The 12264-nt window shown below is 68.8% G+C and carries 13 protein-coding genes; 6 read left to right on the plus strand and 7 right to left on the minus strand.

The genetic code is table 11. The annotated features are described in order from the left end of the window. Positions 1–21: 21 nt before the first annotated feature. The 4 genes from ACFFJC_RS07310 to accD are packed head-to-tail and all read right to left on the minus strand — an operon-like array spanning position 22 to position 3659. Positions 22–969: an acetyl-CoA carboxylase carboxyltransferase subunit alpha gene (locus tag ACFFJC_RS07310; protein WP_379486840.1), complete on the minus strand. Its 948-nt coding sequence runs from the start codon at positions 967–969 to the stop codon at positions 22–24. A gap of 26 nt (positions 970–995) precedes the next feature. Further along, entirely contained in the window at positions 996–2348 is a 1353-nt protein-coding gene (gene accC / locus ACFFJC_RS07315; RefSeq protein ID WP_379486841.1) for an acetyl-CoA carboxylase biotin carboxylase subunit, read from the minus strand. A 13-nt stretch (positions 2349–2361) separates the two neighbouring features. After that, positions 2362–2814 carry an acetyl-CoA carboxylase biotin carboxyl carrier protein gene (gene accB, locus ACFFJC_RS07320; protein ID WP_379486842.1) on the minus strand — a complete coding sequence of 151 codons (453 nt, stop codon included), beginning with the start codon at positions 2812–2814 and terminating at the stop codon, positions 2362–2364. After that, on the minus strand, positions 2811–3659 hold the full coding sequence (gene accD, locus ACFFJC_RS07325) for an acetyl-CoA carboxylase, carboxyltransferase subunit beta (RefSeq protein WP_379486843.1): 849 nt from the start codon (positions 3657–3659) through the stop codon (positions 2811–2813). The genes accB and accD overlap by 4 nt, the downstream gene beginning before the upstream one ends. A 408-nt stretch (positions 3660–4067) precedes the next feature. On the opposite strand from accD, the gene fdhD reads away from it, so the two are divergent. From fdhD to ACFFJC_RS07355, 6 genes are all read left to right on the plus strand, one after another. Beyond that, on the plus strand, positions 4068–4919 hold the full coding sequence (gene fdhD / locus ACFFJC_RS07330) for a formate dehydrogenase accessory sulfurtransferase FdhD (RefSeq protein WP_379486844.1): 852 nt from the start codon (positions 4068–4070) through the stop codon (positions 4917–4919). Positions 4920–5009: 90 nt separating this feature from the next. Further along, on the plus strand, positions 5010–6221 hold the full coding sequence (locus tag ACFFJC_RS07335) for a toxic anion resistance protein (RefSeq protein WP_379486845.1): 1212 nt from the start codon (positions 5010–5012) through the stop codon (positions 6219–6221). A 6-nt stretch (positions 6222–6227) separates the two neighbouring features. Then, on the plus strand, positions 6228–6926 hold the full coding sequence (locus ACFFJC_RS07340; protein WP_379486846.1) for a hypothetical protein: 699 nt from the start codon (positions 6228–6230) through the stop codon (positions 6924–6926). After that, positions 6919–7557, plus strand: coding sequence for a YqiJ family protein (locus ACFFJC_RS07345; RefSeq protein WP_379486847.1), 639 nt, complete (start codon positions 6919–6921; stop codon positions 7555–7557). Before ACFFJC_RS07340 ends, ACFFJC_RS07345 begins: the two co-directional genes overlap by 8 nt. A 219-nt stretch (positions 7558–7776) precedes the next feature. Continuing rightward, positions 7777–9438, plus strand: a complete 1662-nt coding sequence (locus ACFFJC_RS07350; protein WP_379486848.1) for a flotillin family protein — start codon at positions 7777–7779, stop codon at positions 9436–9438. A 122-nt stretch (positions 9439–9560) separates the two neighbouring features. Next, the gene (locus ACFFJC_RS07355) at positions 9561–9926 is read left to right on the plus strand and encodes an EthD domain-containing protein (protein WP_379486849.1); all 366 of its coding nucleotides are present in this window, start codon (positions 9561–9563) and stop codon (positions 9924–9926) included. A gap of 7 nt (positions 9927–9933) precedes the next feature. Here the strand turns inward: ACFFJC_RS07355 and ACFFJC_RS07360 are convergent, their stop codons facing one another. Genes ACFFJC_RS07360 through ACFFJC_RS07370 form a run of 3 tightly spaced genes read right to left on the minus strand, consistent with a single transcriptional unit; the run spans position 9934 to position 12253 of the window. Then, positions 9934–10485, minus strand: coding sequence for a nuclear transport factor 2 family protein (locus ACFFJC_RS07360; protein WP_379486850.1), 552 nt, complete (start codon positions 10483–10485; stop codon positions 9934–9936). Next, the gene (locus tag ACFFJC_RS07365; protein ID WP_379486851.1) at positions 10482–11297 is read right to left on the minus strand and encodes an SDR family NAD(P)-dependent oxidoreductase; all 816 of its coding nucleotides are present in this window, start codon (positions 11295–11297) and stop codon (positions 10482–10484) included. The genes ACFFJC_RS07360 and ACFFJC_RS07365 overlap by 4 nt, the downstream gene beginning before the upstream one ends. Positions 11298–11353: 56 nt before the next feature. Next, positions 11354–12253 carry an SMP-30/gluconolactonase/LRE family protein gene (locus tag ACFFJC_RS07370; protein ID WP_379486852.1) on the minus strand — a complete coding sequence of 300 codons (900 nt, stop codon included), beginning with the start codon at positions 12251–12253 and terminating at the stop codon, positions 11354–11356. Positions 12254–12264 lie beyond the last annotated feature (11 nt).

Below are 12264 nucleotides of genomic sequence, written 5' to 3' on the forward strand. Positions count from 1 at the left end.
ACGCGACTGCGCCGCCAGCGCTCAGAGCGAGCCGATCGCCAGGAAGCGATCCTCGCGCTGGCGGATGAGGTCGGCACCGTTCAGGTGCGCCAGGCCATCCAGCTCGCGGCCGATGGCCTCGGCGAGCGCGCGGCCGGTCGCAGCCGGATCGCGGTGCGCGCCGCCGATCGGTTCCGCCACCACGCCGTCGATCACGCCCAGCGAGAGGAGGTCCTGCGCGGTCACCTTCATCGCCGTTGCCGCATCGGCAGCCTTGTCGGGCGTGCGCCAGAGGATCGAGGACGCGCCCTCGGGCGAGATCACCGAATAGATCGCGTGCTCCAGCATCAGCACCTTGTTGGCGGCGGCGATGGCGATGGCGCCGCCCGAGCCGCCTTCGCCCAGAATCGTGGCGACCATCGGCACCCCAAGCGCGAGGCAGGCCTCGGTCGAACGCGCGATGGCTTCGGCCTGGCCGCGCTCCTCCGCCTCGACGCCGGGGAAGGCGCCGGCAGTGTCGACCAGCGTGACCACCGGCAGGCCGAACTTGCTCGCCATCTCCATCAGGCGGATGGCCTTGCGGTAGCCCTCGGGCTTGGCCGAGCCGAAATTGTGCTTGATGCGGCTGGGAGTGTCGTGGCCCTTCTCGTGGCCGATCACCATGACCTTGCGGCCGTCCAGCGTGGCGAGGCCGCCGACGATCGCCTCGTCCTCGCCATAGACGCGGTCGCCTGCCAGCGGGATGAAGTCGCTGAAGATCAGGCGGATGTAGTCGAGGAAGTGCGGGCGCTGCGGGTGGCGGGCGACCTGCGTCTTCTGCCATGGCGTCAGCTTGGCGTAAGTCGCCGCCAGCATGGCCGCGCTCTTCTTCTCGAGCTTGCCGATCTCGCTCTCGATGTCGAGCTGGCTGCCGTCGGCGGTGGCGCGCAACTCCGCGATGCGCGCTTCCAGCTCGGCGATCGGCTTTTCAAAGTCGAGGAACGAAATCATGCTCTTTCCGTCAGTCCTGTTCCAGCTCAGTCGGCCGGCCGCTTGGCCAGCCAATCCTCGAGCCACTTGATCGTGTAGTCCCCCGCCTTGAACTCGGGGTCTTCCAGGAGGGCCTGGTGGAGCGGGATCGACGTCTTCACGCCGTCGATCACCATCTCCTCCAGCGCGCGCTTGAGGCGCATGATGGCGCCGTTGCGGCTGCGGCCCGACACGATCAGCTTGCCGATCATGGAGTCGTAGTACGGCGGAATGCGATAGCCGGTGTAGAGCCCGCTATCGACGCGCACGTTGAGGCCCCCCGCCGCGTGGTAGCCCGTCACCTGTCCGGGAGAGGGCGCGAAGGTCCAGGGATCCTCGGCGTTGATGCGGCACTCGATGGCGTGCCCCTTGAATTCGATCTCGTCCTGCTTGAACGAAAGCGGCTGACCATCGGCGATGCGGATCTGCTCGCGCACGAGGTCGACGCCGGTGATGGCCTCGGTCACCGGATGCTCCACCTGCAGGCGGGTGTTCATCTCGATGAAGTAGAACTCGCCGTTCTCCCAGAGGAACTCGATCGTGCCGGCGCCGCGGTAGCCCATGTCGGCCATCGCCTTGGAGACGATGCCGCCCATGCGGTCGCGCTCCTCGGGGGTGATGACGGGCGAAGGGGCCTCCTCGAGCACCTTCTGATGGCGGCGTTGGAGCGAGCAGTCGCGCTCGCCGAGGTGGACGGCATTGCCCTCGCCGTCACCGAAGACCTGGAACTCGATGTGGCGCGGGTTGCCGAGGTACTTTTCCATGTAGACCGTGGCGTCGCCGAAGGCCGCCTTGGCCTCCGAACGGGCCTGGCCCATCTGGCTCTCGAGCTCTTCGGGCGTGTTCACGACCTTCATGCCGCGGCCGCCGCCGCCCGATGCCGCCTTGATGATGACCGGATAGCCGATCGTCGCGGCCAGCGCGCGCGCCGCGTCGAAATCCTCGATTGCGCCGTCCGAGCCCGGGACCAGCGGCAGGCCGAGCGCGCCGGCGGTGCGCTTGGCTTCCACCTTGTCGCCCATGGTGCGGATGTGCTCGGGCTTGGGGCCGACCCACTTGAGGCCATGCGCCTCGACGATCTCGGCGAAGCGGGCGTTCTCCGAAAGGAAGCCGTAGCCGGGGTGGATCGCGTCGGCCTGCGTGATCTCGGCGGCCGAGATGATCGCAGCGACGTTGAGATAGCTGTCCTTCGCCGCCGGCGGGCCGATGCAGACCGCGTGGTCGGCCAGGCGCACGTGCATCGCGTCGGCGTCGGCGGTCGAGTGCACCGCGACGGTCTCGATGCCCATCTCGCGCGCGGCGCGGTGGATGCGCAGCGCGATTTCGCCGCGATTGGCAATCAGGAGGCGCTTGATGGCCATGTCAGTCCCGCTCTCAGCCGATCACGACGAGCGGCTGGTCGAACTCGACCGGCTGCTGGTTGTCGACGAGGATGGCGGTGACGGTGCCGGACTTGGGCGCGGTGATCTGGTTCATGACCTTCATGGCCTCCACGATGAGCAGGACGTCGCCCTGCTTCACCGCCTTGCCGACCGCGATGAAGTCCGGCGCGCCCGGCTCGGGGGCGAGGTACACGGTGCCGACCATCGGCGATTTCACGGCATCGACCGGAGCGGCAGTCGCGATGGGTGCGGCTTCCGCGGCGACCGGGCCGGTTGCGGGCGCGGCTGCCGGCGCGGCGAAGGCGGGCAGGGCTGCGGCCATCTGCTGGACCATCTGGCGCGAGACGCGGATCTTGCGCTCGCCATCCTCGACCTCGATCTCGGACAGGCCGGTCTCGGCCAACAGCTCGGCCAATTCGCGAACCAGGGCGCTATCGATATTCACGCGACTTCCTTTCGTGCAAGGTATCCGAGGAGCATGGCCAGCGTGCCTTTGAGGTCCTTGCGATGGACCACCATGTCGACCATGCCGTGGGCATGGAGGTACTCGGCGCGCTGGAAGCCGTCGGGGAGTTTCTCTCGGATCGTGTCCTGGATCACGCGCTGGCCGGCGAAGCCGATGAGCGCGCCGGGCTCGGCGATCTGGACGTCGCCCAGCATCGCATAGCTGGCGGTGACGCCGCCGGTGGTGGGATCGGTCAGGACGACGATGTAGGGCAAGCCGGCCGCGGCCAGCCGGCGCGTGGCGACCGTCGTTTTGGGCATCTGCATGAGCGACAGGATGCCCTCCTGCATGCGGGCGCCGCCGGCCGCGGTGCAGATGACGTAGGCACAGTTCTCGGCGATGGCCTTCTCGACCCCGGCGACGAAGGCCTCGCCCACCGCCATGCCCATCGAGCCGCCCATGAACTTGAAGTCCTGCACGCCGAGCACGGCCTTGGCCCCCTCGATCGTGCCGAGCGCGTTGGTCAGAGCATCGGGGAAGGGGTTGGCGGCCCGCGCGGCCTTCAGGCGCTCGGGGTACTTCTTGGTGTCGCGGAAGTTCAGTGGGTTCTCGGGCACCTTGGGCGACGCGAGGACGGTGTAGCCGGCGTCGAGCAGCTGGTCGAAGCGGGCCTGCGCGCCGATGCGGCCATGGTGCTCGCACTGGGGGCAGACGGAGAGGTTGGCCTCGAAGTCCTTGGCGAACAGCATCTCGCCGCAGCTCGGGCACTTCATCCAGAGGTTATCGGGCGTGTCGCGCTTGGCGAGGCTCGATATGGAATTGCGGACCTTGCTGAGCCAACTCATTTCGGTTTCGTACCAATCCTGCAGCTAGTGGGGCGTCGAGACCCGGCCATGTTCTCCTTGCGCGGCGGTGTCTCGGCGACGTCCGGCAGGCGACCCGGTTGCCCATTTTTCCGAGGCGCCGGTGCCGATACGAGGCGGCCCATTAGAGGAATGGGCCCGAGGCTCGCAAGCCAATTCAACCCCGCCTGTGGGCAAGTGGCGGCCGCGCGCATCGCCCGGGCGTAGCGCTGCTGCGATGCGGAAGGGCTTATGGGATACAATGTGCGGGAACACAACAGGACAATAACGCGTGAAAAGCATCCAACAGGATACATCCTGGTGCGATGCGCGGTTTCGTGGATGAGAGCTTGATCCTGCCCCGCGCGAGGGCTCTAGATGGCAGCGCGGGGCTCCGCTCACGGGGCCGGAATGCGTGAGGAGTCCGACCTGAGCGATCCTGAACACACCCCCGGCGCGGTCACGCTCCGCGCATGGCTGACGGACTACACCGGCGCGCCCGGTGCCGGAGTCGCGGCAGACGTTCCGGTGGAGGCGCCGATCGCGATCGAGACCAACGGGATCGCCTATGCCGTGATGATGGCGACGCCGCTCGAGCTCGAGGATTTCGTCACCGGCTTCCTCCTGGCCGAGGGTCTCGCGCGGACCGAGGAGGTGGGTGAAGTTGTGCTCCACGCGTCCGAGGCCGGTCCCTGGGGCACAGGCTATGTCGCCCGCGTCAACCTGCCGCCCGATCGCCTCGGGCCGATCCTCGAGCGCGCTCGGCGCCGGATTGGCGACAGCTCCTGCGGCATCTGCGGGATCGAGGGCGTGGAAGCCGCGCTGCGGCCGTTGCCGCCGCTGGCGCGTGCTTCGGCGGCGACGCCGCAGGCGATCCGCCGCGGGCTCGATGCCATGCGGGCGGGGCAGGCGCTCGGCGCGCGTACCCGCGCCACCCATGCCGCCGCCTTCTGCGACGAGACGGGGCGGCTGCTGGCGCTGCGCGAGGACGTCGGCCGACACAACGCGCTCGACAAGCTGGTGGGTGCACTGGCCCGGAGTGGGATCGACCCGGCGCAGGGCTTCGTGGTGATGACCTCGCGCTGCTCCTATGAGCTGGTGGAGAAGACGGTGCGTGCAGGGTGCCCGCTGCTGGTGACGATCTCCGCCCCCACCGACCTCGCGGTGCGCCGGGCGCGGGCGGCCGGGCTGGCGCTGGCCGTGGTGGCGCGCGACGACTCGATGCTCATGGTCGATCCCGGTGGCCCGTTCGTCGAGGACTGAGCCTCCACCCGCTCCGGTTTTCCTTGTAGTCGGCCCAGCGCGCACATAGATTCCGGGTTAACCGGGTTTCTCACGAGGATTTGGCGTCCCATGGCAAGCACTGCCACCGATACTGCAACCGAGCTCAAGCTGACCCCGCCCGATCCGGTGCCCACCGTTCAGCCCGAGCGCGCGGCCGGACTCGTCCCGGTGGGCGAAGAGGCCAAGTCCAAGCTGCAGGTGCGGGTCGACGAGTTCGTGAACGACCTCGTCTCGCAGGATGCGGCGTCGCCGGAATTCGGCCGCCGGGTGGACCAGATCACCAACATGGGTCGCAAGGAGATCTCGCAGGCCTCCAGCCACTCCAACCGCTTCCTCGACCGGCCGGTGCGGGCCATGGACAAAGACGCGGGCGTGGGCGCGGACCTTGCCGAGCTGCGCCGCACGGTGGAGGAGCTCGACCCGAGCACGAAGGGCAATCTGCTGGCGCCGCGCAAGCTCTTCGGTGTGATCCCGTTCGGCTCCAAGCTGCGCAACTACTTCGACAGCTACACCAGCGCGCAAGGGCACATCAGCGCCATCCTCGCCCGTCTGCAGGGCGGCAAGGACGAACTCCTGATGGACAATGCCGCCATCGACGTCGAGCGCCAGAACCTGTGGGCGGCCATGGGCAAGCTGGAGCAGATGATCTACATGGCCCGCACGCTGGACGAGGCGCTGGAGCAGAAGGCCAACGACCTCGACCACACCGATCCGGCCAAGGCCAAGGCCCTGCGCGAATCCGCGCTGTTCTACGTTCGCCAGCGCACGCAGGACCTGCTCACCCAGATGGCGGTCTCGGTCCAGGGCTACCTCGCGCTCGATCTGGTCAAGAAGAACAACGTCGAACTGGTGAAGGGCGTGGATCGCGCCTCGACCACCACGGTCGGCGCGCTGCGCACCGCCGTGACCGTGGCCCAGGCGATGGCGAACCAGAAGCTGGTGCTCGACCAGGTCACCGCGCTCAACACCACCACCGCCCGGATCATCGACGGCACCGGCCAGATGCTGAAGGACAACACCGCCCGCATCCACGAGCAGGCTGCGAACGCGACCATCCCGCTGGAGACGCTGAGCCGCGCTTTCCAGAACATCTACGACACGATGGATTCGATCGACACCTTCAAGCTCAAGGCGCTCGATTCGATGAAGCAGACGGTGACCGCTCTGGAAGGCGAGATCGGCAAGTCCAAGGCCTACATCGCGCGCGCGCAGGGGCAGTCCGAGGGGCTCGCCGCGGGTGACGATGCGGCGGCGCGGACGCTGCTGGAGGCGCTGGACTAAGCGACGATGGCGCAAGTACCGGCCCGGGTTTCTCAGGAGATCGTGCGCGCCGCGCGGCGGCAGCGCGCGGCGCGGCTCTACAACGCCCGCAAGGAGCAGTGGCGGTTCCGGCTGCGCCGCCTGCGCCGCGCCTTCCTGGCGATGGCGGGGATCTACATCGCCGCGCTGGTGACGGCGCTGGCGCTGGGGGGCATCTCCTTCGCCGCGACGCTGCTGTCGGTGCTGCTGGGCATCGCGGTCTTTGTCGTCCTGTCGATCTACCCCGCCACCCCGCGCACGCGCGTGGGCGACCTCGACACCGCCAGCCTGCCCGAGCTCGCGGGCTCGACCGAGCTGTGGCTGGAGGGCAGGCGACGCGCGCTGCCGAACGCCGCGGTGGACGCGATCGACATGATCGGCGTGCGGCTGGAGCAGCTGGCTCCGCAACTCGCCGTGCTGGACGAGCGCGGGCCTGCCGCGCGCGAGGTGCGCAAGCTCCTGGCCGAGCACCTTCCGGGCATGGTCGACAGCTATACCCGCATTCCGCCGGCGATGCGCAGCCGTCCGGGTCCGGGCGGCACCACGCCCTCCGAGCAACTGGTGGACGGCCTTTGCGTGATCGCCGACCAGATCGAGGCGGTGAGCGAGGACCTCTCGCGCAACGACATCGATGCGCTGGCGACCCGGGGGCGCTTCCTCGAGACGAAGTACGTCGAGGGTGATTGAGCTCCTGACGCGCGACGGGAGCCTGCCGTTCACGGCGGCGCTGGGCATCATGCTGGTCCTGGCCGTGATGCAGGTGGTCGGCCTCGGCGACCTGCTGGGCGCGGACACCGACCTCGACGTCGACGCGCAGGTCGATGCAGACCTCTCGCTCGATTCCGGGCTGCTCTCGATCATCGGCTTCGGGCGACTGCCGTTCCTGATGTGGCTCATGCTGCTGCTGGGAGCGTTCGGCGCGCTCGGATTGGCCGGGCAGGAACTGCTGATGGCGCTGACCGGACACCCGCTCACGGCCTGGATCATGGCCCCGGTCGCCGCGCTCGTCGCACTGCCCGCGACCGGCGCTGTCGCGCGGCCGCTGGGACGAATCCTGCCGCACGACGAGACGACGGCGATCGACGTGGCCCAGCTCGTCGGGCGGGAGGCCGAGATCGTCATCGGCACCGCGACGCCGGGCTCGCCGGCACGGGCGCGGGTTCGAGACCACCACGGGCAGGTCCACCATGTCATGGTCGAGCCGGACAACCAGGGTCAGCGCTTCGTCGTCGGCGAGACGCTGCTGCTTGTGCGGCGCGAGGGCGAGCTGTTCAAGGGCATTTCGCGCGGCGAGCACTACCTGCCGCGGCTGGACTGAACAGCAGAAGTTAATCTGGCGGGGAGTTCGCGACCTGCGGCACCATCAGCAGCAGAATAGCTGCTGCTTTTCAGCTGCTTAACTTGGGAAATTCGTCCGGCGTCCGTCCGGTTTCGCTAGGAGTGCCGCGCGGGCTCGCCTATGCTCGGCCGGCAGGGGGATGAAATCCAGAGCGGGGCAACGTGCCGGCCGCAGCATCCTCCTCGGGAGACTTGGAAAATGGGCGGCCTTCTCGACATCGGCATCATCGTCGGCGTTGTCGTGGTCCTCTTGCTGGCCTTCGGCATCATGCTGGCGCGGCTTTATCGCCGCGCGAGCAAGGAAATCGGCTTTGTCCGCACGGGCATCGGAGGGGAGAAGGTCGTGATGAACGGCGGCGCGATCGTGCTGCCGATCTTCCACGAAACCATGCCCGTGAACATGAACACCGTCCGCCTCGCAGTCGAGCGCAAGAACCAGGACGCGCTCATCACGCTCGATCGCCTGCGCATCGACGTGAAGGCCGAGTTCTACGTGCGCGTTCGTCCCGATGCCGGGGCCATTGCGATGGCGGCGCAGACGCTGGGTGCGCGCACCATGAACCCGGAGGCGCTGAAGGAACTAGTCGAGGGCAAGTTCGTCGATGCGCTGCGCTCGGTCGCGGCGGGCATGACGATGAACCAGCTGCACGAGCAGCGCGCCGATTTCGTCCAGAAGGTGCAGCAGGTCTCCTCCTCGGACCTGGCGATGAACGGGCTCGAGCTCGAATCGGTCTCCCTGACCGGCCTCGACCAGACCTCGATCGAGCACTTCAACGCCAACAACGCGTTTGACGCCGAAGGTCTGACCAAGCTCACCGAGCAGATCGAGCTGCGCAAGAAGGCGCGCAACGACATCGAGCAGGAAACGCGCGTCCAGATCGAGACGAAGAACCTGGAGGCCGCCCGCCAGACCTTCTCGATCCAGCGCGACAACGAGTTCGCCCGCCTGGAGCAGGAGCGCGAGGTCGAGATGCGCCGGGCCGAGCAGGCGGCCGAGGTCGCCCGCGAGCAGGCCGCGCGCGGCCGCGAGGCGGAGGAAGCCCGGATCCTCGCCAAGCAGCAGGTCGACTCCAAGCAGATCGAGGCCGACCGTGCCATCCAGGAGGCCCGTATCGCACAGGCGCAGGCCGTCGAGCTGGCGCGCCAAGAGCAGCAGATCGCGGTGCAGAACAAGAGCCGCGAGGAAAGCCAGGCCAAGGCGGAAGCCGACGCCGCGCGCGCCAAGGCAGTCGCCGCCGAGGAGCAGGTCGCCACGAGCCGGGAAACCGAAGTCGCCGAGCGCGCCAAGCGCATCGAACTGATCGAGGCGGCTAAGGAGGCCGAGCGGCAGGCCATCTCGGTCAAGGTCCAGGCCGAGGCCGAGAAGGAAGCCGCCACCAACCGCGCGGCGGCGGTGCGCCTGGAGGCGGAAGGCGAGGCCGAGGCCGAGAAGCTGCGGGCCGAGGCGGCGCGGGTGCGCTTCGAGGTCGAGGCGGCGGGCCAGCGTGCCATCAACGAGGCCGCCAACCTGCTCAGCTCGGACCAGATCTCGCTGCAGATGAAGATGGCCTTGCTCAAGGTTCTTCCCGAGGTGGTGCGCGAGAGCGTGCGGCCCCTGGAAGCGATCGATTCGATCAAGATCGTCCAGGTCGATGGCCTCACCCAGAAGGGCGGCGTGTCCGGAGCGCCTGCGGCCGCAGGATCCGGCAACCTCGCCAACGATGCGGTCAGCGCCGCGCTGGCGTATCGGGCTCAGGCGCCGGTGATCGACGGCCTGATGAAGGAACTGGGGCTCGATGGCGCCTCGCTTGCCACGATGGTCGGCGGCGCGGTGGAGCCGGCTGCCACGGAGGCCGTGGCCTACCGGCCCAAGGCGAAGTAGCCGAGCGCAGGCGGGCCGCTCCCGGTGTCCCTCGGCCACCGGGAGCGAGCCATCGCCAGGGCGGCGCTGCCGGCGACGCGGCCCGTGCTATCGGGCCTCCCGAACTCACGGGAGAGAGCACCATGGCCGGCCACGCCTACAAGATCCTGCTATTCATGAAGAAGCGCCCCGACATATCGATCGAGGCGTTCCGCGACTATTACGAGACCCGCCATGCGCCGCTCGCGGAAACCTACTCGCAAGGCGTGAGCCGCTACATCCGCCGCTACATCGACCCGCAGCCGCATCCCGAGACCGGCGCCTTCACCGACGGGCCGGACGTCATCACCGAACTGTGGTTCGAGGACGAGAAGATCTACCGCGCGACCCTGGCCTACATCACCACCAGCCTGATGCCGGACGAGATCGTCGCGGACGAGGCAAACCTGTTCGACCGCGCCTCGTTCCGCATCGCCACCGTGGTCGAGCACGAATCCGGCCGGGGCTGAGGCCGGCTCACCACCGCACCCCTTCGTCCTTCGCCGTCCACCGGACGGGGCGTTCGTAGGAGGGGTCCTGCCGGCTCCATTGGTGCTTGAGGAAGCCTTTCACCGCGTCGGAGAACACCCAGCGCGGGTCCGCATCGGCGGTCATCTCGATGGTACAGCGGCGCACCGCGATGCGCCATTCGCCGCCGCGCTTCTCGAGCTGGTCGATGTAGCGGCCGAAAGCGATGGAGGTCTTCGAGGAGTCCTTCCAGAACAGCCCGCCGATGACGTAGCTCTCGCAATAGGCGACGTTCCCGTCGATCTCGCACAGATGGTTGGTGATGTTGTGGCTGGTCGCCTGGAAGGCGCCGCGGTGGCCGGCGTTGGCGCGCTCGGGATAATCGGGGGCGAAGGTCACCACCGCCCCGTGCTCGTCCACCCCGTCCTCCCACCAGCACGAGGCGATCTGCTCCGTATCCTGCCGGTCGCGTGCGCGGCACTCGCGCACGATGCAGTCGAGGATGTCCTGCCGGTCCTGAAGCCGGGCGACGGCGGCGCGCAGGTCTTCCAGCTCGCTCATGCCTGCGGTGCATTCGTCCCCAGCAGGCCGATGATCCCCCCATCGACCCGGATGTCGCAGCCGCTGACGTAGGACGCTGCGGGCGAGCACAGGAACTCGGCGACAGCGGCGATCTCGTCGCCGTGGCCCATGCGCTGCTGGGGCACCATGCCGATCATGGCGCGAAGCTGCGCGTTGGCCTCGGCCTCGGCGCGGCCCATCGGCGTGTCGATGAAGCCCGGCGCGATCGACGCGATGCGAAGCCCCCGCGCGCCGAATGCCGCAGCCTCCCGCTCGACGATGCCGATCACGGCCCGCTTGGAGATCGCGTAGGCCATGCCCGGGTGATCCATGTAGGAGGCGATGCCGGCGCGGTCCCCCGTGGTGACGAACCGCTGGATCGCGGCCAGCAGCGCCGGGTCCCCGAGCATGTAGGCGGAGACGGAGGAGATCAGCACGGCGCAGCCGCCTTCGGCAAAGTGGGGGAGCAGCGCGGCGACCAGCCTTTCGGTGGCCTCGAAGTTGACCGCGAAGATGCGCGGGCCCTCGCTCATCGTCGGCGAGAGGCCGGCGGTGTGGATCAGCGCGGCCAGCGGAGTGCTGCCGAGCGCGGCGATGACCTGCTGCGGGAACTCGGGTCCGGCGAGGTCGGCAGCCAGGACGTCCACCATCCCGGCCAGCGGCCGCAGCTCATCGGCCAGCGCTTGGAGCCGGCCCGCGTCGAGGTCACAGAGCAGGAGGGGGCGGCCCTGGGCCGCGAAGCGCTGGGCGGCGGGACGGCCCATGCCGCCTGCGGCTCCGGTGATGACGACGGTTCCGGGAACGGGACTCATGCTTGGCTTCCTTGCTGTGGCCGATGGAGAGGGCCGGGGGAACTTGGGGCGACGGCTCAGCGCAGGCCGAACCGGGTGGGGGCGATCTTCACCCCCGGCACCGCCGAGCGGCCGCGCTGCAGCGTCGAGGTGCCCGAGAGCGGACGCCCCGTCCTCAGGCACTCGCCGGCGTCGGCGGGGACGAGCGTGATGTAGACGTCGCGCGCGTCGGCGCCGCCGAACCGGACCTGCGTGGTGGCACCGGGCGGGGTGGGAACCGGCACCAGCTCGTCCCCGGCCGGGGTCACGCGGCGGATGATGCCGGGCGAGTAGACGCCCGGGATCCAGATGGCGTCCTCGCTGTCGATGGCGAGCCCATCGCAGTCGTCGCGATCGAGCAGCACGCGCTTTGCGGTAAGCTCGAGGTCCGGCGTCACGTCCCAGGCGAGCGCCTGACCGAACGTCTCGGAGCAGTAGAACTGGCCGAGCCCGGGATTGTAGCCGATCCCGTTGGTGAAGCGCAGCCCGTCTGCCAGGCGGATGGTGCGGCCCTGTTGCGTGAGGCGCCAGAGAGCGGTTGGGCGCGTGGGCCTTGCGGCGATCACGTGCTCGATGTCGAGCGTGCCGAAGAACAGGCCGCCCGCGCCGTCGGGCCACATCTCGTTGATGCCGTTGACAGGCTCGCCGTCGAGCGTGTCGACCAGCCATCCCGAGCCGCCGGTCTCCGGGTGGTTCCAGCGGATGCCGCCCTCGCCGCTGGAGAGCACCGCGCCGCCTTCGTCGAGCATGATCCCGCCCGTCCACATCCGCCCGGGATCGAGGGTCGCAAAGGGCGTGCCGTCCGGTCTGACGCCGTGGACGCCGCCGGCCACGACGTCGCTGTACCAGATCACGTCGCGCGCGTGATCGACCGCGAGGCCTTCCAGGTAGACGCCGCTGGCGAGTACCGCATAATCGTCGGGTGCGGGCTGGGACATCACTGCCTCTC

This window comes from Novosphingobium soli (assembly GCF_042432915.1).
GTDB lineage: Bacteria > Pseudomonadota > Alphaproteobacteria > Sphingomonadales > Sphingomonadaceae > Novosphingobium > Novosphingobium soli.